Origin of the sequence: Rhizobium bangladeshense (assembly GCF_017357245.1) — a bacterium.
Taxonomy (GTDB): Bacteria; Pseudomonadota; Alphaproteobacteria; order Rhizobiales; family Rhizobiaceae; genus Rhizobium; species Rhizobium bangladeshense.
Genome location: NZ_CP071614.1, coordinates 386,533 through 411,201, shown reverse-complemented (window position 1 = coordinate 411,201; position 24,669 = coordinate 386,533). Strand labels below are relative to the sequence as shown.

The following is a 24,669-nucleotide window of genomic DNA, read 5'->3' as shown; positions in this document are numbered from 1 at the left end:
GTTACAAAATGCCTGCGGAAAGTAAAGTCATGTTGACTAAAAAGAAAAAATCTTCACTATGCATCAAGAGTTCAGACTCGGAGAATCCGTCGGGAGCGCGGATCACCAAAATCATCCGAGCGGGCTTAAGACTGTCAGGGAGACACGTTCAGGGAGACGTACAGAGATACGTCCGGAACAATCGAATGGGGAATTTCACCGATGACAGATGTTGTGGAGGCCGGAATTGCATCCGGCACCGAAGGTAAGCTTATACGCGCGCTAGACTGGAAGGGCGCATTCTGGGTGGCTGCGGGCGTGCCGCCGCTCGTTCTCTTCTCCATTGGCGGCATCGCAGGCACGACGGGCAAGCTCGCCTTCGTCGTCTGGATCATCTCGATGGTGATGGGTTTCCTGCAATCCTTCACCTATGCCGAGATTGCCGGCATGTTCGGCAACAAATCCGGCGGCGCCTCGGTGTACGGCGCCACCGCCTGGCTGCGCTATTCGAAATTCATCGCGCCGCTGTCGGTCTGGTGCAACTGGTTTGCCTGGTCGCCCGTGCTTTCGCTTGGCTGCGCCATCGCCGCCGGTTACATTCTCAATGCATTCTTCCCGATTCCGGCAGCCGATTCGCAGATCGTCCTCGACTGGATCGCCGCGCACGCCGCTTCCGTTACGGCCGACAGCCCGCGCGTCGCCGAATATATAGCAGCCCATGCCGGCACGACGCCTGAAGACGCCGTCAAGGCGCTGCTCGGCGCCGATGGTGTGGCTGCTCTGACGCCCGGGATCCGCAACTGGTCGCTCGCAAGCTTCAGCATCCCCTTTCTTGCCACCGCCAACATCAATGCCACCTTCTTCATCGGCGGTGTCCTGATGCTGATCATCTTCGCGATCCAGCATCGCGGCATCTCGGAGACGGCAAGCGTACAGAAGTGGCTGGCGATCATCGTGCTGGTGCCGCTGCTGATCATCGGCCTCTATCCGATCATCAGCGGCCAGATCGTTTCTGCAAACGTCACCGGCCTCGTGCCGCCGACAGCGGCCTATGCCGCCAGCGATGGCAGCTGGAGCAATGGCGGCTGGACGCTTTTTCTCGGCGGCCTCTACATCGCCGCCTGGTCGACCTACGGCTTCGAGACGGCGGTCTGCTACACTCGCGAACTGAAGAACCCGAAGACCGACACCTTCAAGGCGATCTTCTATTCCGGTCTGGCCTGCTGCCTGTTCTTCTTCCTGGTGCCCTTCGCCTTCCAGGGGGTTCTCGGCCATGCCGGCATGCTGGCCCCCGGCATCGTCGACGGCACGGGCGTTGCTGAAGCGCTTGGCGGCCTGATCGGCGCCGGCCGGGTCATCACCCAGCTGCTCGTGATATTGATGATCCTGGCGCTCTTCCTCGCCATCATGACGGCAATGGCCGGTTCCTCACGCACGCTCTACCAGGGTTCGAAGGACGGCTGGCTGCCGAAATATCTCGACCACGCCAACGAGCATGGCGCCCCGACACGGGCGATGTGGACCGATTTCGCCTTCAATCTCTTCCTTCTGGCGATCGCATCGGACGTCGGCGGCTACTTCTTCGTGCTCGCCGTCTCGAATGTGGGCTACATCATCTTCAACTTCCTGAACCTCAATTCCGGCTGGATCCACCGGATTGATTCCGGCCACATCGAACGCCCCTGGAAGGCGCCGAGCTGGCTGATCGGTCTCAACACCGTGCTCGCTTTCGTCAACGCGCTCTTCCTCGGCGCCGGCGCCAAAGTCTGGGGTTACTCCAATGCACTTTGGGTCGGGTTCATCTTCGCCGCCCTGATCCTGCCGGTCTTCGCCTATCGCCACTATGTGCGTGACGGCGGCAAGTTCCCGGCCGGCGCGATGGAGGATCTCGGCCTCATCGGGCAGGATCTCGGCGTCAAGAAAGCCGGCATGCTGCCCTATCTCGCACTCGCCGGGGGCCTCGCGATCGTCCTGATTGCCAACTGGTTCTTCCAGCTTCCGGCTTAAAATCGCCTCCCAAGCAGAAGAGCCGCCAAGCCGCCATGGAAACATGGCGGCTTTTTCATGCACTGATTCTTTGATTTGATCCGGATGACGGTCAGCCGATCCGACCTAGGGGCAAACCCACTCTGCCATCGTCAGACAATGGTCTCGCCGCCGTCGACGACGAGAATCTGCCCGGTCATGTAAGACGAGCGGTCCGAGACTAGGAATAGAATGGGCTCGGCGATTTCGGAGACATCAGCCCAGCGTCCGAGCGGCACCTTCTCGGCGACATAGGCCTCGATCGCGCCACGCCCGCCCATCTGGGCGATGAAGGGTTCGTTGAACGGCGTATCCACCCAGCCCGGGCAGAGCGCGTTGACGCGGATGCCGAATCTGGCGTAGTCGCCGGCCATCTGCCGGGTCATCGCGATGACCGCATGTTTCGTCGTCGTATAGGCGATCATCTCGCGATCGTAGAGTACGCCCGACGAGGAAGAGGTGTTGAGGATGACGCCGCGGCCCGCCTTCTTCATCAGCGGCATGACGAAGCGAGACGCCATGAAATGCGCTCGGACGTTCAGGCTCCAGGACCTGTCGAAACCCTCGACAGCCACCTGCTCCAGGTCGCCTGCCACCTGTGCGCCGGCATGATTGTGGAGGATGTCTATCCGGCCGTGACGTTCGGCGACCGCAGCGATGCCGGCTTCGAGTGCCGTGTCGTCGGTGACGTCGAGAACAAGGCACTCAGCCCTGCCGCCGGCGGCCTCAATGCGACCGACGGTTTCGGCCGCACTGGCGGCATTCAGGTCGGCCACGACGACGAAAGCACCTTCTCCTGCCATAATGAGCGCGCCGGCCTGGCCGATGCCCGAGCCCGCTCCGGTGACGATCGCGACGCGATTTTCAAGAATCATTCGTGCTTCCCGTTCAGTTTGTTGTTTTCTCGCGCATCAGAAAGCGCGCGATGAGGATCAGTCCCAGCGATGCGACAAGCACCATCGTGGCGATGGCGTTGATCTCCGGCGTCACGCCACGACGGATCGAGGCGAAGACATAAATCGGCAGTGTCGTGTTCGAACCTGCGACGAAAAAAGCGATGATGAAATCGTCAAAGGAGAAGGTGAAGGCGAGCAGAAAACCTGCCAGGATTGACGGCAGGATCTGCGGCAGCACAATCTGGCGAAAAGTGGTGAAAGGCGTGGCGTAGAGATCGCTCGACGCTTCGACGATGTCACGGCCGAGGCTGGCAATGCGTGCTTTGACGATCATTGTCACCAGCGCCATGGTGAAGAGGCCGTGGGCGGCGATGATCGAGCCATAGCCGAGTGAAAGCTTCGGCGCCTGTTCGCCTGGCCAGACGGCGGCGATCAGTGGATTGACGAAGCCGAAGACCTCGACCAGCGCCACCAGCGTCGCAATGCCGATGACGACGCCGGGAACGACGATCGCCGCAGCGAACAGCCCATCGAAGACCGCTCGCGCCCGGGCGCCGAGCCGCTCCATGCCGATCGCCGCCATCGTGCCGAAAATGGCCGCCAGCCCGGCGCTGGTAAAGGCGATGGTCAGGCTGTTCTGCAGTGCTTCCATCAGGAAGGTGTTGGCAAGCGCCTTGCCATACCATTGCGTCGAGAAGCCGGTGAAATCGCTGGCATTGCGGCCGGCATTAAAGGAGAACAGCACGACTAGCGCGATCGGCGTGTAGAGGAACAGGTAGACTGCGGTGACCAGAGCGCGCATCAGACGAGATCCACTTGGCGGGTACCGGCAACGCGCCAGGCAATGCGCATGGCGATCAACACCACGATGACGACGACAACGACGAGAGTGACGGCGATTGCAGAGCCGAACGGCCAATTGCGCGACTGCAGGAAGAGATCGACCAGCGCATTGCCGATGAAGAAGACTTTGCCGCCGCCAAGCAACTGCGGGATCAAATATTCGCCGAGCAGCAGGATGGTGACGAGGGCGATGCCGGTCATCACGCCTGGAAGCGACAGCGGCAGCGTGATGCCGAAAAAGGTCGAAAGCGGCCGCGCGCCGAGATCGGCGGAGGCCTCCAGAAGGCGGCGGTCGAGCTTTTCGAGGCTGACATAGATCGGCATGATCATCAGCGGCAGGTAGCCGTAGACGATGCCGAGCAGCACGGCGCCCGGTGTGTTCAGCAGCCTGACATTTTCGATTCCGACCATCTCCAAGAGATGCGGAATGCCGCGCGCGCCCAAGATGTACATCCAGGCGTAGGTGCGCACGAGAAGGCTTGTCCAGAAAGGTACGACTACGAGGGAGACCAGCAGCAGCCGGTATTTGGCGCTCGCCTTGACGGCCAGGTAATAAGCAACCGGATAGGCGACGAGCAGGCAGGCGAAGGCGCCGATCGGCGCAAGGATCAGCGTGTTCTTGAAGGCTGCGGCGCGCGAACCGAGATTGGCAAACTGCGCAAAGGTAAAAGCCGCCTGATAACCACCTTCGGGCGCCCGCTCGCCGAAGGCAAAGACGATGATAGCGATGAAGGGCAGCACCAGGAACACGAACAGCCAGATGCTGGCCGGACTGACAAGAGCCGCAGTGACAAGGCGCCGATTGGTGGCAGGAGTAAAAGGCATCGAAAGGTTCTTTATCCGCCGATTTTCAGCACGGGGCCGGCCCCTCGCGCCAAGGCGGCGGGGCCGGAGTTGGGAACGGCGATCAAGCCGACTTGAAACGCGCCATCAGCTCCGCCCGGCCGGGATCGGTCAACGTCACCGCCGCGCCGAATTCCAACGGCGTCAATGACGCCTCGTCCGGATAGACGATCTTGTTCGCTGTGATCTCCTTCGGCAGCAGTGCTATGATCCGGCTATCGGTCGTCGGTGCCCCATTGGCGACGTGTTCCTTGACGGCATTGGCCGGATCCATGAGGTAGTTGAGCAGCGCGTAACCCGCCGCCTTGTTCGGCGCGTCCTTCGGGATGGCGTAATAGTCCGTCCAAATCTCGCCTCCGTCGGTGCCAAGCACATAGGCGATCTCGGGAACGTCACGGTTGAGCTGCGCCCCATCATTGGTCCAGCACATGGTGAGCCAGGCATCGGTGGCGCGCATGGCGGGTTGGTAGTCGCTGTTGATGGCGAAGAGGTGCGGTTTGACTTTAATCAGCAGTTCCTCGGCCTTGGCGAGTTCGTCCGCCTTGATCGAATTGAAATCGTATCCGAGCGAAACCAGCGCGCTGCCGATCGTCGTCAACTGATAGTCGTGCACCATGGCGCGGCCGTCGGCTTCCGTCTGGGCGATGTCAAAGAAGTCCTTCCAGCTCGAAAGCTTGGTCTTGATCTTCGCGGTGTTGACCGAGAACCCGGTCGTACCCCAGTTCTTCGGCACGGCGTAGGTCTTGCCGTCGATCATGCCTTCCTTGGTGAAGCGCGGATTTTCCGTCGCCTGGCTGAAATTCGGGATCTTGGAGAGATCGAGTTCGTCGATCAGGCCGAGCTTATGGTAGGTGGAGATCGTGTAGTTGGTCGGCACGAAGAGTGACCAGCCGGAGGCGCCCGCCTGGAGCTTGGCCAGCATTTCCTCGTTGGAGCCGAAGACGTTGACCTCGACGGCAACGCCGGTCGCCGCCTTGAAATTCTCGAAGGTCGCAGGGTCGTGGTAATTCGGCCAGGTGGCGATCGACATCTGGGTGCCGAGGTCCTCGGCATAGGCGGGCGTCGCCAGCGCACCGGGGAAACGCGACAGCACGGCGGTCGCAAGCCCGAGGCCGGTGACGCCGAGGAAGTGGCGGCGGCTAACGGAGCCGCGCTTCAGGCGCATGAACTCGTCCATGAAGCCTTCAGGAGTAATGGGCGGATTATCCTTGTAGTCCTTGCTCATGATGCTGTTCCCTTGTTCTGGTTTATGCACTCGATGCTGAAGAAACTTGGGGTGAAGAAACCTTTGCTGGAAAAACGTGGGCCATATCGGGATCGAAGCCGAGGAAGACCGCTTCACCTGGCTCAACCAGATCGCTCTCATTCGTGCCGCGCCGGTCGGCGGTGACGAGGAAATCGCCGAGACCCGGAACAGTGACGGCATATTCGGCCGAGGAGCCGAGGAAGATGCGGTGCGTGACCGTGCCGGCAAAGGACGTGCTGCCATCCGCAGCCCGCGTCAGCCGGATCGCCTCGGGACGGATCGCAACGATGACGTCGCCCGTCGCAAGGCCAGGGCGGGCGATGGCTGCAAGCGTCGAACCGTCGCCAAGGCGCAGCGTCGTGCCACCGGCTTCCATCGTTGCACCGATCCGGTTGGTCTTACCGACGAAATCGGCGACGAAAAGATCGGCCGGGCGGTCGTAGACCTCCTGCGGCGTGCCAAGCTGACGAATGCGCCCGGCGCTCATGACGCAGACGACGTCCGCCATCGACAGCGCTTCTTCCTGATCATGGGTGACGAGCACGAAGGTGATGCCGAGCTCGCGCTGCAGCGTCTGCAATTCGATCTGCATGGCCGAGCGCAGCTTCTTGTCAAGCGCGGCCAGCGGCTCGTCAAGCAGCAGCACCGAAGGCCGGTTGACGATCGCGCGCGCCAAGGCCACCCGCTGCTGCTGGCCGCCGGACATCTCGTGGATGCGGCGCTTCGCGAAACCGCCAAGCCGCACCATCTCGAGCGCCTCTGCCGCGCGGCGATTGATCTCGGCCGCCGCAATCCTTGGCCGCATCTGCCGCAAGCCATAGGCGACGTTCTGTTCGACGTTGAAATGCGGAAACAGAGCATAATGCTGGAAGACCATGTTGACGGGGCGGCGATAGGCCGGAACGCCGTTCATCTCCCGCCCGTCGATCAGCACGGCGCCCTCGCTCGGCTGCTCGAAGCCGCCGATCATGCGGAGACACGTGGTCTTGCCGCAGCCGGAAGGGCCGAGCAACGCGAGGAAAGCGCCCTTCGGTACATTCAGGTTTATGTCGCTCACGGCGGTCACCGCGCCATAATTCTTGGTGACCGAACGGAATTCGATATCGTTCGTCGAAGCGGATGCCACGCGTCTGTTCCCTGCGGTTGGTTGGGTTGGGCAGTCTAGCGCTGCCTTTTTGCCACCGTCGTTGGGGAAAGAGTAAGCTCGGGCCCTCGGCGCGGTATATACCCCGAAAGAGGTATTCTGCCTCCCATCTCTTCGTGGAAGGTGTATATGAAACTTAGCGTGTTCCTGCTGAGACGGTTTGGGGAGGCTATCGATGAGCATTGATCTCGAGGCGCTGTTTCAGGCTTTCGACGTCACCGTCGGAAAGCCCGCCATGGCGGATGCGGAGTTTGGAGAGACGTTCCGCCGGATGATGGCGGCGCTGGTGCGCTTCGATTATGTCGTGGTTTTTGCCTATCGCGGCAAGGAGCGGCCGATCGATCTCTACAGCACCTTCGACCCAGACGAAAACGTCGTTTTCGTCACCCTCTATCAGGTCGGTCCGTACCTGCTCGATCCGTTTTACCATACCGCCCGCGCGCGCCGCCCGGGCGTCTTCCGCATGCGCGAGCTGGCGCCCGACCGCTTCTTCTCCAGCGAATATTACCGGAGCTACTATGTCCAGACGGGACTTGCCGAGGAGATCGGCTTCTTCGTGACACTCGACGACGACATCACCGTCGTGCTGTCGCTGATGCGCCGGGAAAAGACCGGCCCGTTTCCGCCGGCTGAATTCGCGCTTCTGAAAAAGGCCGAACCTTTGGTGGCGAGCCTTGTCCGGCATTTCTGGCCGGGGCTCGGCGCCCGCTTCGACGCGCAACGCGATGCTGGCTTGCGAAAGGGGAGGAAAAGCGGTGCGGCGGCGCAGGCGCTGCAGCCGGCCGACACTGTCTGGCGCGACCTCAAGTTGACGAGCCGCGAAACCGCGATCGTCGATCTGGTATTGCAGGGACATTCCTCGGAATCGATCGGCCTCAGGCTCAACATCTCGACGGGCACGGTGAAGGTCCATCGCCGCAACGTCTACCGCAAGCTCGGCATCTCCTCGCAGACGCAGCTTTTATCGATCTACCTGAAGACAATCGGCAGCACGGGCGACCGACCAGCAGCCCAAAGCACGAGTCGATAAGCCTCGGCCCGGACGACCTGTCCGCCTCGGCATGAAGCAGACAGGCTTCGTTCAGTTGCGGCCGCAGGGCTCAGCGGCCGCCTTCGATCTTGCGGTGGCGCTGGTTGGTGCCGCCCTTGCCGTAGGGATAGTCCATCGGTTGAGGGGCGCTGACCTCGTTCAGCTTCGCCATTTCCTCCTTGGATAGCTCGACCTTCATGGCGCCGAGGTTGTCGGCGAGCTGTTCGGAGGTGCGGGCGCCGAGAATGACCGAGGTGACGGCCGGCTGTGCCGCCGTCCAGGCGAGCGCCACCTGCGCCATGCTGATGCCGCGCGCCTTGGCGATCTCCTCGACCGCGCCAATGATCGCCCAGGTGCGTTCCTGCGCGTTGCGCGGCGCATAGGATTCGCTGCCGCGATTGGGGTTCTCGCCGAGGCGGGTTGCGCCCGTCGGCATCTCGTCGCGCTTGTACTTGCCCGTCAGCCAGCCGCCGCCGAGCGGCGACCAGGGCAACAGGCCCATACCGGCATCCTGGCAGGCCGCGACGATTTCGAGCTCGATGTCGCGCGCCAAAAGACTGTACTGCGGCTGCAGCGTCACCGGGCGTGTATAGCCGCGCGCCTTGGCGATCTCGGAAGCCTTGGCGATGTGCCAGCCGACATAGTTGGAGAAGCCGTAATAGCCGATCTTGCCGGAGGAAACCGCATCGTCGAGGAAGCGCAGCGTCTCTTCGATCGGCGTCAGCGCATCCCAGGCATGCATCTGGTAGAGGTCGATCTGCTCGACGCCGAGGCGGCGCAGCGAGTCGTCGAGCGCCTGGCCGAGATGCCGCCGCGACAGGCCGATATCGTTGGGTCCGTTGCCCATCGGAAAACGCCCCTTGGTGGCGACGATCGCCTGGCGGGCCTCAGTCGGGCGCGCCTTCAGCCAGCGTCCGATGATCTCTTCCGACTTGCCGGCGCTGTAGACGTCGGCCGTATCGATGAAATTGCCGCCCCAGGCGAAATAATCGTCGAGCAGCTTGTGCGAGGCCGCTTCGTCGGCCTCCGCGCCAAAGGTCATCGTGCCGAGGCAATAGGCCGTAACGACGGTCCCGCTAGGGCCGAGCTTGCGATAATCCATGTCTTCCTCCTCATGCGGAGACCCTCGGCGGACGGCCAAAATCGTCGGGGTAGAAGCCGGGGCTCCCGCATCAATGACAATATCGTGCTTGAAGCGGCCTCTGCCGCTGGATGAGGTACAGCGCCCCAGGCTGGGGTAGAACGGGGGCGAGGGCAGAATAACCAATACCATCCGCGCGACAAGTGGGAAAAAATATTCCCGCCTGCCATCGGGGTCGGCGGTTATCGATCTCTCGACAGCGAGCGGGCGATCCGATCGGCTGCGACGACGCCGCTCTCGTAGGCGCCATGCGCCGTCGAATAACGTGAACGCGAACAGGCTTCGCCGGCAAAGAAAATCCGCTCATCATGCGGTTCGGCGAGGACGCCGCGCCGATCTGAGGCACCCGGTTCCGCATAGGAATAGGAACCGCCGATCTGAGGCGTCGCGGCCCAAGCCGACATCGCCACCACCGACAACTGCTTGCGGATATCTGTGCCAAATTGTGCCGCCAGCTCATCCGCAGCGAAGGAAAGGGCAGCCTCCGCCCCCGCCCGCTCCAGATCATGCGCGAGATCGCCGGCAAAATAGGCCTCGACGACAGAAGCGCCGAACGGCCGCAGCTGATAGGTGCCGGTCGCACCGCGACTGGCGGAGCCGAGCATATGCGTATCGGCCGGCAGCACCTCCGGATCGGCGAGGCTGAGGAAGAGCTTATCGGCAAGCCCCAGCGGCAAACGAGCTGCTGCCTCGATCTTGTCAGGCAGGGGAGGATCAAAGGCGATACTGCCGGCGGCCAGTACGTTGGTCGAAACGGTCAAAAGGACGGCGCGCGCCCGGAGCACGCCTCGGTCGGTCGCGATGCCGATATAGCCGGCATGACGGTGGTCGATGCGTCTGACTTCAATGCCAAGCCTTGCCGGAACCGGCCTGCCAAAGAGGGATAGTAGGGCTCCATAGCCTTCACGCACCCGCCAGTCCGGGCCGGGGCCGGGGTCATATCTGTTGAAGTCGACGATCGAAGACCGCTCCAGTTCTGCGCCGGTGATGTAAGTGCCGATCGCCCGGATCTGGCCGTTCCAGCGATTGCCGGGCTCGAGCTTTGCAGCCAAGTCGGTATCTTTGCCTTCATGGCTTTCGAGGCGTTCGAAGTAAGCGCCGATCGCTTCCTGAGCGTCATGAACATCCTCGGCATCCCTCTGAAGCTGCCGGCCGCCATTCCAGGGGGCCGGGCTGCGGTCGACCGTCAAACCGACTTCGCTGGCTATTTCAGTCCAGGCATTGGTCCGTGCGCCATGCAGCCAGCCGCAACCAAGGTCGAGCCCGACATCACCGCCGCCCGGTAACCCGACTGTCCAGGCTCTGCCGCCGAGTCGATCTCCGGCTTCGAGCAGGAGGATGGAGAGATCGGGACGGATTGCCTGCAGACGGCGGCCGGCGGCAATGCCTGCGGCCCCGGCGCCGATGATGACGACGTCCTGGTCGGCATTCTTGTTAGTGTCAGCGTGCATGCATTCTCCTTCGGCCGCTCATCGTGCATACGGCTTTAATCGACAGAGAGCCTGGGGGGAAAGCTGGAGGTCTAGCCCTCGTGCAGCAGCGCGACAGACTGTTGCAATGTTGGACCGCTTCATAGGCGAGATCAACAGCCAATGTGAAGGTTCCATGTCACGTTTCGATAGACGACGCTTTCTTCTCGCCTGGCTTCGCGCACCTCTGCGCATCGCCTCGATCACGCCGTCAGGTGACCGTCTTGCTGGCCTGATGACCAAGGAAATTTCTCCCGCCACCGGGCCGGTTCTCGAACTCGGCCCGGGCACCGGCGTCTTCACCGGAGCGCTTCTCAAGCGAGGAATCGCCGAAAGCGATCTGACGCTTGTCGAATACGAGGCGGATTTCGCCGCCTTGCTTCAAGGCCGCTTTCCCAGCGCCAAAGTCCTGCAGCTCGATGTCCGGGAGATGTGGAGGGGAGCGCTGTCGGGACGCTTTTTCGGTAGCGTTGTCAGCGGGCTTCCGCTTCTCTCTATGAGGCCGGACGACGTCTATGCGCTACTCGAAGGCTGTTTTTCCAACCTCAGGCCGTACGGTGCCTTTTACCAGTTCACCTATGGGCCTAAGTGCCCGGTGCCGGCCGAAATCCTCGACTCCCTCGGTCTCGTCGCCACGCGAATCGGTCGGACGTTGCGCAACATGCCGCCCGCCGCAGTCTATCGCATCAGCCGACGATACCAGCCCCTGCTCCAGATCGAGCAGCGCCGCGCATGATGACAGGCATGATTTCGCGTCGATCAGCGAACCGGCATTCGACGCGTCGCAGACGCGCCGGAAGTGCTATGGTTCCACCTATGGATCGACGCCGACAGGATGTGAAATGCGCATATTGCTGATTGAGGATGAACCTCGCATGGCCGCGGCGCTGAGGGTCGCGCTGACGAGACACGACATGGTGATCGACCACGTCTCGACGCTCTGCGACGCCGAGCTGGTGATCGGCGACGGTGCTTATGACGCCCTTCTCCTGGATCGGCAACTGCCCGATGGCGACGGCCTTGATCTCGTTCCGAAGATCCGCAGAAGGGGGCTGACCCTGCCGATCATCGTCATCACTGCAAAGGGAGAAGTCCCTGACAGGATCACCGGGCTTGAAACCGGCGCAGACGACTATCTCGCCAAGCCTTTCGTCTTCGACGAACTCCTGGCGCGGCTGCGCGCCGTCATGCGCCGATCGGAGACCCTGCGTCCGACACTGATTTCAATCGGCCGGCTCTCCTTCGATCCGACCTATTGCGACGTCAGCGTTTCCGGCAGGCGGCTGAATATTCCGCGCCGGGAGGCACTGGTGCTCGAATGCCTCGTGCGCCGGGCCGGTCGCATGGTCCCGCGGCCAACCTTAATGGAAGCAGTTTTCGGCTTCGACGATGAAATCCAATCCAACGCGCTCGATTCCCACATATCCCGATTGCGGCGCAAACTGGCCGCGTCGGAGGCCGGCGTGGTCATCAACGTCATCAGGGGCGTAGGTTATCTGCTGCGGGAAGCGTCATGAACAAATCATGCTCTTATTCGCTGCGCAAACGCCTGTTCTGGCGACTTCTAGCGGTGCAGTCGGTCGTCCTGATTCTGGTCGTCATCCTACTGATCTCGGTGGGCAAGATATTCTATTTCAGATCAACGGAGGGCACGATCGATATCCTGCGCCGCGCCGTCTTCCGGCAGCCTTCGGGAGAACTGAGCCTACGGGAGACGGAGGACCTGCGGCATCTTCGAAAGGACGCGCCCGATCTCTGGTTCACCATTCGCGACAGGCAGGGACATAACTTGAACGAGGGCCGGGTTCCGGAGGGATATGCCGGCATCGGCAATAGGCTCGATCATATCGGTGAGGCCGAGTTCGGCGGGAATCTCAGCGATCACGCACCTCCGGCCGCCCGGATGAAATGGATCGCCATGGATTGGGGAGAGGTGCAGTTCCTGACCGGCACCGACGGTCCTATACCCCTTACATCCATCCTGTTCGGTGCCTCACTCATCGTTGCAAAGCTCGTCATTCCTATCGTCGCCGTGATGGCATTGGGCGCGCTGATCGCAACGCCGATCGTGGTGCGACGGTCGTTGGTCGGGATCAACCGTGCCGCGCTCGAGGCCGATATGATCGATATCGGCCAGCGCGGCGGCCGGCTTTCGGCAGACGAGATTCCGGACGAAATTGCGCCGCTGGTGCGCGCCGTCAACCGCGCGCTTGGCCGCCTCGACGAAGGCTATGAGCGGCAGGAACGGTTTCTGACCGACGCCGCCCATGAATTGCGCACGCCGATCGCTATCCTGAACACGAGACTTGGATCCCTGCCGCACGGTCCAGTCAAGACCGACCTGCTGGAAGATGCCGCCAGGCTTGCCATACTCACCGAACAGATGCTCGATCTTCAGCGGCTGAAACAGGGCAAGACCCAATTTACCAAAGTCGATCTCGGCCAGCTGGCGCGGAAGGTGATCATCGAAATGGCGCCGCTCGCCTTTGCCGCCGGCTATACGGTGCAGTTCGATGTCGACCACGCCGGAGAGATCGAGGGCGATCCGCTGGCGCTGCAGCGGGCTCTGATGAATATCCTGCAGAACGCGATCAATCACGGCGGCAGGAAAGGCACCATCTCGCTGACCGCCGGCCGCAACTGGATCGAAGTCAGCGACGAGGGACCGGGCATTCCCGCCGATTTGCAGGAGCGCATATTCGAGCCATTCTTCAAACGCCATCACGACGGACACGGCGCCGGCCTGGGCCTCAATCTGGTCCGCGATATCATGTACATGCACCGTGGCGAGGTGACGATCGGCAACCGCAGTCCCGGCGCGCTCTGCCGCCTGAGTTTCCCCGCGGGATAAGCTGCATGCCCGATGGATTAAGCCGCGTCTCCGTGACATATGAGTCGAATGGACGTGCACAGAGATTCGCAACTCGACATGTTTGCCAAGGCATCGCCCGCAATGGCCGACGCACGTGGTCCATCGCGCCGGCGGCCGTCACCGCAGGTAGGCCGCTCCGATGAAGACATGGCGCGCGCGCTTGAAGAGAGCGGCAACTATCGTATCCTGAGGAAACTCGCAGCGCGGCCAGTCGCGGCAGCGAGACAGCCGGGCTTTTCGCGGCTCGGCGTCATCCTCGATACCGAGACGACGGGTCTCAACTACCGCAGCGATGAGATCATCGAAATCGGCGCCGTTGCTTTCACCTTCAATGATGAGGGTGTGATCGGCGACGTGGTAGGCATCTATGGCGGCCTGCAGCAGCCGTCGAGGCCGATCCCTCCCGACATCACCAGGCTGACTGGCATTACCGATGTCATGGTCGAAGGACAGCTCATCGACATGGCGTCACTGAGCGCTCTGATCCAACCGGCGGACCTCATCATTGCCCACAATGCCGGGTTCGACCGGCCGTTCTGCGAGGCCTTCTCGCCCATCTTCGCCGGCAAGGCCTGGTCTTGCTCGGTTTCGGAGATCGACTGGAGCGCCCGCGGCTTCGAGGGCACGAAACTTGGTTATCTCGTCGGCCAGGCCGGCTATTTTCACGAAGGCCACCGCGCGGTGGACGACTGCCACGCGCTGCTGGAGATCCTCGATCGACAGCAAGTTGACGGTGGAAGCCCCTTCGCCGAGCTTTACCGCGCCAGCCAGCGCTGCCGCGTCCGCATCTTTGCCGAACATAGCCCATTCGAGATGAAGGATCATCTGAAGGCGAGGGGCTACCGCTGGTCGGACGGAAGTGATGGCCGTTTGAAATCCTGGTGGATCGAAGTCGGCGAAGACGATCTCGCGGACGAGCTTTTCTATCTGCGCTCGGAAATTTACCGGTGGCCCGAGGCGGATCCGCCGATCGTGCGGCTGACGGCCTTCGATCGCTTCAAATCCTGAAAAACCACACTCCTTATGGCGACCCATGCAAGAGCCGCATAGGTGCAGTGATGCATTGGCGCTGCAACAATCGAGGGTCTCATATTATATACAGCTCAACGAAGCGAACGAAGCGCCACGGACTGGCAGCTAGGCTTCGAAAGCCCACGGAAAGGGGATCATCATGAACGTAGCACGCTCTTTCAACAATTGGCGCAAGTACCGTCAGACGGTCGCTGAACTGGGCCGTATGTCCACGCGCGAACTGGACGACCTCGGCATCAGCCGCGGCGAAATCCGCAACGTCGCCCGCGCGGCCATCGCCCGCTAACGGCCTGATAAACTACCGCCTTCGACACTTGCCCAGCGCCTGCTTATACCGAGCGGGCGCTTTGCTTTTGTTGCCCCGCCAGTTATGAGCCCTTCGCATAACGCATAGCTGCCCTGCAAAGAAATGCCTATCATCTGAGCAGCAAATAAGTATGATTATATTCATCGAAGCGATGCACCTCCTCCCGCATCCCTTCGATATGCAGACGGCCCATCCTCCTCCCAGGGACGTCTGCGGGAACGACGGCACTCCTCCTCCCAGCTGTCGTTCGGTTTTTTTCGGAAAGCCTGCCGCACCTCCTCCCGCGGCAGGCTTTTTCGTTTTCGCGCATCGGAGCCGCACCCGCGGGACGGCCACCTGCGCCACGACCTCGTCACGATCCTGGACAATTTTCTCCCGCTTATTCTTCAAACTTGCTTTTATTCTCTTGCGGCCTCAGCTCCCTCATGCAGGCACGGACAAAGCGGTTGACACCGAACTTGTCGTACAACTATGTAACCAGACGGATACGACCGCAGCGGACGATGCCGGTCATGACCAGCTTTCCGCAAATAGCCATAACGCCTGACGACAATGAAGCTGAAGGAAAATTGACATGCAGATCGACGTGAGGCACGCCTCCCATCCCGAGGCCGTACGCGGATACGACACCGAAACGCTGCGGCGTCACTTTCTGGTGGAGACGGTTTTTGCAGGCGGTGAGATCAGGCTGACATATTCCCATTACGACCGGATGGTCATCGGCGGCGCCACGCCCCTTGCCGACGCGCTGACCCTGACGGCGCCGACGGCGATCGGCCAGGAAACCTTTCTCGCCGAGCGTGAACTCGGGGCCCTGAACATCGGCGGCGCCGGCCGCATCATCGTCGACGGCACGAGCTACGACCTTGCCAAGTATGATTGCCTCTACGCCGGCAAGGGCGTCAAGGATATCCGCTTCGAGAGCGCAGATGCTGCCAATCCGGCGAAGTTCTATCTGGTCTCGACGCCGGCGCACCAAGCGCAGCCGACCGTGCTGCTCACCCGCGAAAAGGCGCGTCACCTGACGCCGGGCGAAGCCGCCACGGCAAACAAGCGGTCGATCTACCAGTTCATTCACCCGGAGGTCTGCCAGTCCTGTCAGCTCACCCTGGGCTTCACCATGATCGAGCCGGGCAGCGTCTGGAACACAATGCCGGCCCATACGCATGACCGGCGCATGGAAGCCTATCTTTATTTCGATCTCGAAGCCGACCAGCGGGTCTTCCATTTCATGGGCGAGCCGCAACAGACCCGGCATATGCTCGTCGCCAATGAACAGGCGGTCATCTCGCCGCCCTGGTCGATCCATTCGGGCGCCGGCACCAAGAATTACAGTTTCATCTGGGCGATGGCCGGCGACAACAAGAGCTTCACCGATATGGATCATATCGCCATTGCGGATCTGAGGTGAGCATCGTGGCAAATCCCTTCGATCTCTCCGGCAGGACTGCCGTCATCACCGGTGCCAATACCGGGATCGGCCAGGCCATCGCGGCAGCCTTGGCCGAGGCCGGCGCCTCGATCGTCGCGGTCGGGCGCTCCACGATGGATGAAACCGAGGCGCTGGTGCAGCAGGCGGGAAGTCGCTTCCATGTCATCAAGGCCGATCTCGGCACCATCGAGCCGGTCAAGCGGATCGTCGCCGAGACCATCCAGACCTTCGGGGGCCTCGATATTCTCGTCAATAATGCCGGCATTATTCGCCGTGCCGATGCGCTCGACTTCACCGAGGAAGACTGGGACGCCGTTATCGACGTCAACCTCAAGACGGCCTTCTTCCTGTCGCAGGCGGCCGGCCGCCACATGGTCGAGCAGGGCAGGGGCAAGATCATCAACATTGCCTCGCTTCTCTCCTTCCAGGGCGGCATCCGCATTCCGTCCTATACCGCCTCGAAAAGCGGCCTTGCCGGACTGACAAAGCTGCTCGCCTGCGAATGGGCCGGCAAGGGTGTCAACGTCAACGCCATCGCGCCGGGCTATTTCGTTACCAACAACACGACGGCGCTGCGTGAGGATCCCGATCGCAATGCAGCCATCCTGGCCCGCATTCCGGCCGGGCGCTGGGGAACGCCGTCCGAACTTGGAGGTGCTGCGGTGTTCCTGGCATCGCCTGCATCCGATTATGTGCATGGAACGGTGCTGCCCGTCGACGGCGGCTGGCTGGCGCGGTGATCGCCTCGCCAGCGTTCGCCGCTGTCGTGACCGAGGTCATTTTGCCTTTCCAGCCGGCATGCGCTAGCAAAGGGTCGTGGCCGGCCCAGCCGCACCGACAGGCGGGATTTGACAAGGAATGACGGACAAGGACGACGCGCTCTTCACCACCGTTCGCCAGCCGGCGAACCTGCGCAGCGGCCTTGCCGATACGCTGATGGCGCAGATCGAGTCCGGTGACCTCAAGCCAGGCCAGCGCCTGCCAACCGAACAGGCGATCATGGCAGCGACAGGCGTCAGCCGCACGATCGTGCGCGAAGCGCTCGCCACGCTGCGCGCCAAAGGGCTGATCACCACGCACCAGGGTCTCGGGGCTTTCGTCACGGACGATCCGACACCGAGATCCTTCTCCATTATTCCGAATGACCTGAAGTCGATCGACGAGGTCCTTCGGGTGCTGGAACTGCGCATGGGGGTCGAATATGAGGCGGCCGGACTTGCCGCAATGCGGCGCACCCAGGAAGATATCGACCGCATGCAGGATCGGCTCGACGCTCTCGATAGGGCACTCGAAAAGGGCGGATACGGTGCACAGGAGGATTACGCCTTCCACCGGTCGATCCTGGTCGCGACGCAGAATTCTTACTACGGCCGCCTCTTCGATACGTTCGGCAACATCATGGTACCGCGGCAATGGGCGCGCCTGGACAAGATGACGGCTGCGGAGCGCAAGCGCCATGCCGCGCGTATGCGCAGGGAACACCACGCCATTTTCACAGCGATCCGCGACGGCAATGAACCCGCCGCGCGGCGCGCAATTCGAACTCACCTCTTAAAGAGCGCTGCACGCTTCGAAGAGCTGCGTGGCTCCAGCCTGTCCTGAATGTTCACATCTTCGGTTTCGGCTTCCTCAGCCGCCGCCAGGCGCTGTGATCCGTCTGCAGAGCGACGGCGGCGTGCGCCGCTGGCAGAAGCGGCTTGCGGCTGCGCCGGCCGAAGCGTCGTTTGAAGCCGAGGATATTTTCGACGAAACTCCTCGTGTAGAGGCCAGGTCCGCTCGAATAGATGCGCCATCCGCAGTCGACGGCGATCTTTCCGGTCTTGGCGCGCGCCCAATGCTCTGCCGCCTGATAACGGTCGTGAAAAGCCGCGTCGCTGCTGCTGAAATAGGTATTGCGCTGGCGCAGTGAAGCATGCGGCAAGGCCGTCGTGACGGCGATCGGATTCACGACGGCGATCGCCTTCCACAGCTCCTCCGCCGAAGCGTCGAGCGCGAGCGTCTCGCAATAGCGAAGATGCGCATGCACATACATCAACCCGATCTCGCGGCCGAAGAAGGACGAGGATTCGGCCCGGCGAAACAGCGTTTCTAGCCCGCCGGAGTAAGTCGCCGGCTTTTCCATCAGCCGCACGCCGTCGGGGAAGAGCAGATGCTCTTCGATCAGCCGCATATGATCCCGCCTCTGCGCCGGTGTGAACAGCTTGCCGAGCATGGCCTGCGTCATCGAGATCAGCGAGAAGGAAAGCCCGGTGCGTGTGTCGCTCGGATGCAGCAGCAATTCGACGCCGTCATGGGCGGGATCAAAGATGCCATAGCCGGCGACGACGCCGTCACGCATGAGATGACGGTTGAAATCCCGGCGCATCGCAGTTGCAATCTTCCTCAGCGCCTTAGCCCGGTCGTCGTGGCCAATGCGGCGCAGGATCGCGGAATAACGGACGATCTGCTCATAGAGCAGGGCAACGGTCCAGCTGCTGACCATCCAGTCGCGCAGATGCGGATCGGCCGGCTGCAGCGAATCGTTCCAGTCTCCCTCGCCATAGCGGATCAGATGCGTTCCCGGAATGAACTGTTCGCCGACGGTATCGAGCAATTTCTCGACATGGATCGCGATGCTGTCGCTATGGGGCGTCTTGTGCATGGTCTTTTCGTCGCGCCAGGAGACCTCCTCGTCGAGAATGGCGAGATCGCCAGTCGCTTCGATATAGTCGCAGAGCGCTTTCAACGGCCAGACGATGACGTCGCCGTGACTGTCGCCCGCCCGGATGTTGGCATAGGGCTCCAGCATGAACCATTGCGGCCAGTCGCCTCGTTCCAGATATTGTTCGCTGAAGACGGTCTTCACCACCTCCCTGGCTTCGCGGTCGTGCTCGTAGGCAAGCAGGAATTCAATCGGCCCCTGGCAGGCGTCGCGCGTACCCCAGGCCGCGCCGGTATATTGCTCCAGGCCGTGCGGCACGCTCAGATGCACGATGGCGTCATGTGCAAGCCAGGGCAGGAGGGTCGCCTGGGCAGCGAGATCGGCCGAAGGGCTGTCGATCCTCATGCCACGCACGGTGTTGCGCCAGAATGCCGATGCAGGGGCAAGCATGGCCTCATCGCTGACGCCGCCCTCGTAACGGCGCGCCAGCCGTTCGGCTTCTTCGGCATCCGTCATCGAACCGACGACGGCAAAGCGCAGGCCTTGCGTCGGTCGAGACCTCAGCGCGACGAAGGCGCCGTTGCGCGCAACGCCATCGGCATAAAGCAGCTCATCGCCGCCGATCTCCTCGATGGCGTCAGGCGTCGAACTCACCAGCCAGTAAACGGCACCGGGGTAACGCTCGCCCCAGAGCCAGGCCGGGTCCGGCCGGAAAGAGATGCGTTTGCGGCCGGGATCGAAATCGATCTGCCCGCCGGCGTCATATTCGCGCTCTCCGAGCACGACATGACCAAACACCAGGAAGCGGCACGGCTTGCCCTCTACGGACACACTCCATTGCATCGCCGCATCCTCGCCGGAAGCGACTGCCGTGACGATGATCCTGCGCTCCGGGCACTCATATATCCAGCGGCAGTCGCTCAGTCCCATCTCGAAAGCCGACGGCACCGCCAGAAGCTGCCAGCCCGCGCCCAGATCGGCCAGAATGCGCAGCCCGCTGGCACGCGTCAGATTGTAGGGATCGCGGGACACGGAAAAGAGCTTGTGGAAGGACGTATTGCCAATCGTCAGCTGCGCGGCGAAAATCCCTTGCATCCAGCAGGTGGCGGCAAGGGTGGTATCGTCGAGCAGCATGTTTTGACCGCTTCTGACGATAGCGCCATGACGCCGCGCGACGACGAGCTCCTTGTCGCGCAGGACGACGTGGCGGTTGAGAACGCCGTCCGGCACGAAAAACGAAAGAAGCTTTCGGTGCGCGCGCTCTTCCAGGCTCCGCTCCGGATAGAGCTGGCCGATCGCCTTCTTGTCCAGCGCCTGGGCCTCCAGCAGGGGGGCACCCTGGAGCAGGCTTCGAACTGGTGCCAGGGCCTCTGTATCGGCCGCCGTATTGCCGGACGGCTCAATGCCGTCGAGCCGCGAAAGGTCAGCATCGCCTGACGCCTCGGCATGGTCGGCTGCGAAAAGGGCAAAGAAACCCGCCGTCGCGCCACTTGCCGGCACGGAGAAGGTTTTCGACTGAATGGCGGGACAGGCCATCTCCTGCTGGCGCCGTTCGCTCGGCAGGCTAGTGCCGAAGGGGCCGACCAGAAGCTCGCCCTGGCGGTGCTTCGCCTGCACCAGCTGGATCGCATCCGTGGCATAGGCGACCGCGCCATTGAGGCAGCCCTGGACGAGCCAAGGATTGCGGGCGCCGGGCTGCTTGAGATTTTGCCGGTTCATCAGGACAGGACCGTATGCCTTATGGTCGGCGATGTGATGATCGATATATTGCGAAGCATAGGCTTCGCTGTTCATCAGGAACCCGCGATCGCCGAGACCGACGTCCTGGACGAGCACCAGATCCACCGGCAGCGTTCCCCGCTTCAGGTGCCGGAACGAGCCACGCCAGAACCATGCCGTTTCGGAGGGATGAAGCTCGAGACGAACGTCATAAGCGATATCGCCTGTCTTGCCGCTCCAGGAGAAGCTGGTCGCATTCCACCCGAAGCTGCCGTCGGCATGAGGTCCGACGATCTCGACGACACCGGGGTTTGAGCCTCCAATACGCAGATAAAGGCGGCCGATGCCGCCGATGAGCGGCGAACCCTGGGTCTGGTTGATCTGCACCGATCCCTTGTCGTCGACATATTCAATGGCAAACAGCGTACCGTTTGGCAGGGCCGATATGGACAGGCCGGAACCGTTGCTGATCGTGAAGAGGTCCAGCTCTTCGCGTCGGGGCACCTGCAAACTGCGCGTGAAGTCCGGGGACATCGGGATCTCATCGATTGGGAGCGAATCGGAGGATGACGCAAAAAGATTGAGAGAAATCTTACCGGCGATCGGAAGACAGACAACCCGCCACGAACGGCTAGGACGGCATTGTCGACACCGTTCTCAGTCGCTGCGACGACCTTGAGTTTGAATTCGTTGAGGACGTCGATTGCACTGTCCGCCGTGTAGGCAAGTATTGACGTCCGCGGGGGAGGCCAAGGGCGTCGGACTCGGCGGAATCCGCCTTGTGGCCTAACCTCAGCATGGTCGCGATCAACCACAGGCGGCATTTTCGAACGCCGCCGGCGCCAGTCAATCAGAAGGCGCTTGAGACTCTGGCAAAGCCGGAATCGGTGATTGACGACCCGGCGGGTAACTGGCTAACGATATTAAATCAATTTGATTGGGTCCTTCGACCCGAAGTTTTGCCGTTCCAGACCTGATCTGCAAAGGAAGCAGCGACCATGTCCACACCGCGATCGAAAGCCCTGCGTCTCGAGACGCTCTGGAACCCGCCTGCCGACGGCAAGGAGTTTTCCTATGTCCTGCGCCTCAAGAATCTCGGCGCAGAGCCGCTTTCGAATTTTTCTCTCTGCGTCAGCGGCCCCGGCCGCGTCGATCCCGCCGGGCGGGTCGAAGGCGCCACGGTTTCCCAACGACTTTCGAATTTCACGGAGTTCCAGCCGCCGGCCAATTTTGTGCTCGGCGCGGGCGAGACCTGGACCGTATCGGTCTATGCGCTGAGCTGGCCGTTCCGCCACTGGACGGACGGCGCAACGAGCGGTTATGTCGCGCTCGCCGATGGCAGCACGATCGTCCTCCCGATTGAGCCGACACGGTCCTCCGTCAGCAACGCGCCGCTGAAGCGCGGTGCCGAGATCTATCCCGTTCCCGCAAATGCGCCGGTTCAGGTGTCGATCATTCCCTGGCCGAACCGCGTCGCGGTCGCCTCGCGCCGTCCGCTGCCGGCGGGTTTTGCCCCGCAGGCGCAGAGCCCCGAAGGGGAGGCGGCTGCGAAAAGCTTCGCGGCGCTGGTGGACCATCTCTTCGCGGTCGAAGGCATCGTGCGAACCGAGGCCGAGGGCGCGGTTCGTGTGGGGCTGAAGGACGCCGCCGCCTTCGGGGCGGAGGCCTATCGGCTGAGCTTCGAGGACGAGGCGATCACGATCGAGGCAAGCAGCCGGACCGGCTTCCTCTACGGCCTTGTCACGCTCGGCCAGATCTGGCGCGGCGCCAGGCTGCATCCCGGTGTCTTCCAATTTCCCGCATCCGGCGAGATCGTCGACGAACCGTCGATGGGCTGGCGCGGCCTGCATCTCGATGTCGCACGCCAGTTCTACGGCGCCGCCGAAGTCAAGAAGCTGTTGGCGGTGCTTGCCTGGAACAAGCTCAACCGCTTCCACTGGCACCTTTCCGACGACGAGGCCTGGCGGGTGGAGATCGATGCCTACCCAGCCTTGACCGAGATCGGCGCCTGGCGGGGTCACGGTCTTGCCGTGCCGCCGCTTCTGGGCTCAAGCCCGGCTCGAACGGGCGGCTATTATACCAAATCCGTCATCCGCGAGATCGTCGCCCTCGCAAAGAGCTTCGGCATCGAGATCGTGCCGGAGATCGATATGCCCGGACATTGTTATGCCATGCAGCAGGCCATACCGGAGTTGCGCGATCCCGCTGAGAAAGGCAGCTATTACTCGGTTCAGGGTTTTCCCGACAACTGCATTAATCCGGCGCGCGAGCAGACCTATCACATCGTCGAGACCATTCTTTCCGAACTCATCGAACTCTTTCCGTTCAAGACGATCCACCTCGGCGCCGACGAAGTTCCCCTCGGTGCGTGGTCCGGCTCTCCGGAAGCGCTGGCGCGCCTGCGAGCCGTCGCCGGTGACGAGGTTGCCGATGCGCATGCCAAGCGGCTGAACGTCGTCACCAATACGCATGGCGCCGATGACATTCACGGCTCGGGCGCCGCTATCCTGCAGGCGGAATTCCTGGAGCGCGTCCAGCGCTTCCTGGCGAGCAAGGGCTGCGTCACTGGCGGCTGGGAGGAAGCGGCCCACGGCGACGTCATCGACAAGTCGAAAAGCTATCTCTGCAGCTGGCGCAATGTCGAAGTTTCGGCTGAGCTCGCCGGACGCGGCTACCAAATGGTCGTCTGCCCCGGCCAGGTCTACTATCTCGACATGGCGCTCCGGCCGGACTGGGATGAGCCCGGCGCCAGCTGGGCAGGAAACTCAACCGCGGAAAAGCTCTACAATTTCGATCCGGTCGGCGGCTGGACAGCGAGCCAGAAACAGCAGCTTCTCGGCATCCAGGCCTGCATCTGGTCCGAACCGATGACGGACCGCGCCGTCTTCGACCGTCTCGTCTTCCCACGCCTTTCCGCACTCGCCGAAACCGGCTGGACGAACCCCTCGTCCAAGTCCTGGGAACGTTTCAAGGCGCTCGCGGGGTTGATGCCGCTGCTCTACGGACTGCAGGAGTCGTAGCGCCCGGATTGGGCAACGCAGCGATCCAAAATAGGACGGGTTCCGACAGGAGGCCGCGCATCACTGTCGCTGCCGGTAGGCAGAGGGTGTGACGCCTGTGCCCGACTTGAAAGCCCGTGTCATGTGGCTCTGGCTGCTGAAGCCGCAGGCTGACGCGATCTGTGCGATTGGATCCCTGCCGCGCAACATCGATTTGGCGCGCTCGACACGCCGGTGCGCCACCCATCCATGCGGGGACACACCATAGCTTACCCGGAACATCCGCTGAAAATGAAAGGCGCTGAGCTGCCCGATTGCCGCCAGATCCTGCAAGCGGATCGTCTCATCGAGATGGGCCTCGATATATTCCAGGATCCGGCGCCGCACGTGAGGAGCAAGCCCGCCGCTGATCGCACAGGGGCGCATCCCTCCGTAACGTGAATCAACGAAGAAATTGTTGATCGTCTGCGTCATCGCTTCTTCAGCCAGCAGATGATCACCCGCCAACATCGCTTCGGTCAGCTGCCGAAGCGTATGCGCCAAAACGGGTGCATCGGCGAAGGTCGCTTCGGCAAGAGCCATAAGCCGGGCATCGCGGTCGAACGTCTCAGCAAACATCCGGCGCATCTGATCGTCGGAAATGTAGAGATGGACGAAGTCGAAGGGATCGGTGATTTCCCATTCGGACGAGTGCCCCTGTGGCATGACGCACAAGGCCCCAGGCCGGCCTCGCGCGGCGGGGCTGCCATCCAGACGGCGTGTTCCGGCGCCACCGTTGAGATAAAGGCTGAACGTATGTCCGTCCGGCCGCTCATAGCTCATCCTGTCGCTGCCATTGCTCCAGAGGGCCGCAGATCGCCCGAACCCCAAATCGATGGACTGCGACACGCGCGCAGAGGGAGATGCTGACAAAAACCCGAAAACCGAGAGACGGCTATCTTTCACCAATTCTTCTTCCCCACATGTGTGAAGCCTTGCGAACAATACCGGTGGACGACCCACGTGGCGAGTGGGAACTCCGGGCGGATCCATTTCATAGCAAGAATCTGCA

20 protein-coding genes are annotated in these 24,669 nt (G+C 62.0%); 11 read left to right on the top strand and 9 right to left on the bottom strand.

Annotated elements, in window-relative coordinates:
- The first annotated feature begins 201 nt into the window (after positions 1-201).
- The gene (locus J2J98_RS25815) at positions 202-1,986 is read left to right on the top strand and encodes a trimethylamine N-oxide permease (RefSeq protein ID WP_207603625.1); all 1,785 of its coding nucleotides are present in this window, start codon (positions 202-204) and stop codon (positions 1,984-1,986) included.
- Positions 1,987-2,117: 131 nt separating this feature from the next.
- Here the strand turns inward: J2J98_RS25815 and J2J98_RS25810 are convergent, their stop codons facing one another.
- The 5 genes from J2J98_RS25810 to J2J98_RS25790 all read right to left on the bottom strand — a co-directional run bounded on the left by J2J98_RS25810 (position 2,118) and on the right by J2J98_RS25790 (position 6,958).
- Positions 2,118-2,879, bottom strand: coding sequence for an SDR family NAD(P)-dependent oxidoreductase (locus J2J98_RS25810; RefSeq protein ID WP_207603624.1), 762 nt, complete (start codon positions 2,877-2,879; stop codon positions 2,118-2,120).
- 13 nt (positions 2,880-2,892) lie between these two features.
- A complete protein-coding gene (locus J2J98_RS25805; protein ID WP_064707422.1) occupies positions 2,893-3,702 on the bottom strand; it encodes an ABC transporter permease in 810 nt (269 codons plus the stop codon).
- A complete protein-coding gene (locus J2J98_RS25800) occupies positions 3,702-4,568 on the bottom strand; it encodes an ABC transporter permease (protein WP_207603623.1) in 867 nt (288 codons plus the stop codon). The genes J2J98_RS25805 and J2J98_RS25800 overlap by 1 nt, the downstream gene beginning before the upstream one ends.
- 82 nt (positions 4,569-4,650) lie before the next feature.
- A complete protein-coding gene (locus tag J2J98_RS25795; protein WP_207603622.1) occupies positions 4,651-5,811 on the bottom strand; it encodes an ABC transporter substrate-binding protein in 1,161 nt (386 codons plus the stop codon).
- Positions 5,812-5,833: 22 nt separating this feature from the next.
- Positions 5,834-6,958, bottom strand: coding sequence for an ABC transporter ATP-binding protein (locus tag J2J98_RS25790; RefSeq protein WP_207603621.1), 1,125 nt, complete (start codon positions 6,956-6,958; stop codon positions 5,834-5,836).
- A gap of 193 nt (positions 6,959-7,151) precedes the next feature.
- On the opposite strand from J2J98_RS25790, the gene J2J98_RS25785 reads away from it, so the two are divergent.
- Positions 7,152-8,006, top strand: coding sequence for a helix-turn-helix transcriptional regulator (locus J2J98_RS25785; RefSeq protein ID WP_064707426.1), 855 nt, complete (start codon positions 7,152-7,154; stop codon positions 8,004-8,006).
- Between the two features lie 70 nt (positions 8,007-8,076).
- Here J2J98_RS25785 and J2J98_RS25780 read toward each other — a convergent pair whose 3' ends face one another.
- Together J2J98_RS25780 and J2J98_RS25775 are read right to left on the bottom strand one after the other, a co-directional pair.
- Positions 8,077-9,108, bottom strand: a complete 1,032-nt coding sequence (locus J2J98_RS25780; protein ID WP_064713318.1) for an aldo/keto reductase — start codon at positions 9,106-9,108, stop codon at positions 8,077-8,079.
- Between the two features lie 221 nt (positions 9,109-9,329).
- Positions 9,330-10,598 (bottom strand): flavin monoamine oxidase family protein, encoded by a 1,269-nt coding sequence (locus J2J98_RS25775; protein WP_207603620.1) that lies wholly within the window; start codon positions 10,596-10,598, stop codon positions 9,330-9,332.
- Positions 10,599-10,752: 154 nt separating this feature from the next.
- Here J2J98_RS25775 and J2J98_RS25770 point away from each other — a divergent pair, with 154 nt between their 5' ends.
- From J2J98_RS25770 to J2J98_RS25735, 8 genes are all read left to right on the top strand, one after another.
- Positions 10,753-11,352 carry a class I SAM-dependent methyltransferase gene (locus J2J98_RS25770; RefSeq protein ID WP_207603619.1) on the top strand — a complete coding sequence of 200 codons (600 nt, stop codon included), beginning with the start codon at positions 10,753-10,755 and terminating at the stop codon, positions 11,350-11,352.
- A 106-nt stretch (positions 11,353-11,458) separates the two neighbouring features.
- Positions 11,459-12,133: a response regulator transcription factor gene (locus J2J98_RS25765; protein ID WP_207603618.1), complete on the top strand. Its 675-nt coding sequence runs from the start codon at positions 11,459-11,461 to the stop codon at positions 12,131-12,133.
- Positions 12,130-13,467: a sensor histidine kinase gene (locus J2J98_RS25760; protein WP_207603617.1), complete on the top strand. Its 1,338-nt coding sequence runs from the start codon at positions 12,130-12,132 to the stop codon at positions 13,465-13,467. Before J2J98_RS25765 ends, J2J98_RS25760 begins: the two co-directional genes overlap by 4 nt.
- A 48-nt stretch (positions 13,468-13,515) precedes the next feature.
- A complete protein-coding gene (locus tag J2J98_RS25755; RefSeq protein WP_207603616.1) occupies positions 13,516-14,496 on the top strand; it encodes a 3'-5' exonuclease in 981 nt (326 codons plus the stop codon).
- A 163-nt stretch (positions 14,497-14,659) separates the two neighbouring features.
- Positions 14,660-14,806: a DUF1127 domain-containing protein gene (locus tag J2J98_RS25750; protein ID WP_064707432.1), complete on the top strand. Its 147-nt coding sequence runs from the start codon at positions 14,660-14,662 to the stop codon at positions 14,804-14,806.
- A gap of 595 nt (positions 14,807-15,401) precedes the next feature.
- Positions 15,402-16,238, top strand: a complete 837-nt coding sequence (kduI, locus tag J2J98_RS25745; RefSeq protein ID WP_064707434.1) for a 5-dehydro-4-deoxy-D-glucuronate isomerase — start codon at positions 15,402-15,404, stop codon at positions 16,236-16,238.
- The gene (gene kduD, locus J2J98_RS25740) at positions 16,235-16,999 is read left to right on the top strand and encodes a 2-dehydro-3-deoxy-D-gluconate 5-dehydrogenase KduD (RefSeq protein WP_281403622.1); all 765 of its coding nucleotides are present in this window, start codon (positions 16,235-16,237) and stop codon (positions 16,997-16,999) included. The genes kduI and kduD overlap by 4 nt, the downstream gene beginning before the upstream one ends.
- 118 nt (positions 17,000-17,117) lie before the next feature.
- On the top strand, positions 17,118-17,861 hold the full coding sequence (locus J2J98_RS25735; protein WP_207603615.1) for a FadR/GntR family transcriptional regulator: 744 nt from the start codon (positions 17,118-17,120) through the stop codon (positions 17,859-17,861).
- A 4-nt stretch (positions 17,862-17,865) separates the two neighbouring features.
- On the opposite strand, the gene J2J98_RS25730 is transcribed toward J2J98_RS25735, so the two are convergent.
- Positions 17,866-21,153 carry a GH36-type glycosyl hydrolase domain-containing protein gene (locus J2J98_RS25730; RefSeq protein WP_207603614.1) on the bottom strand — a complete coding sequence of 1,096 codons (3,288 nt, stop codon included), beginning with the start codon at positions 21,151-21,153 and terminating at the stop codon, positions 17,866-17,868.
- A 464-nt stretch (positions 21,154-21,617) separates the two neighbouring features.
- Between J2J98_RS25730 and J2J98_RS25725 the strand changes: the two genes are divergently transcribed.
- Positions 21,618-23,639, top strand: a complete 2,022-nt coding sequence (locus J2J98_RS25725) for a beta-N-acetylhexosaminidase (RefSeq protein ID WP_207603613.1) — start codon at positions 21,618-21,620, stop codon at positions 23,637-23,639.
- Positions 23,640-23,699: 60 nt separating this feature from the next.
- Here J2J98_RS25725 and J2J98_RS25720 read toward each other — a convergent pair whose 3' ends face one another.
- Positions 23,700-24,563, bottom strand: a complete 864-nt coding sequence (locus tag J2J98_RS25720; RefSeq protein ID WP_484573317.1) for a helix-turn-helix domain-containing protein — start codon at positions 24,561-24,563, stop codon at positions 23,700-23,702.
- Positions 24,564-24,669 lie beyond the last annotated feature (106 nt).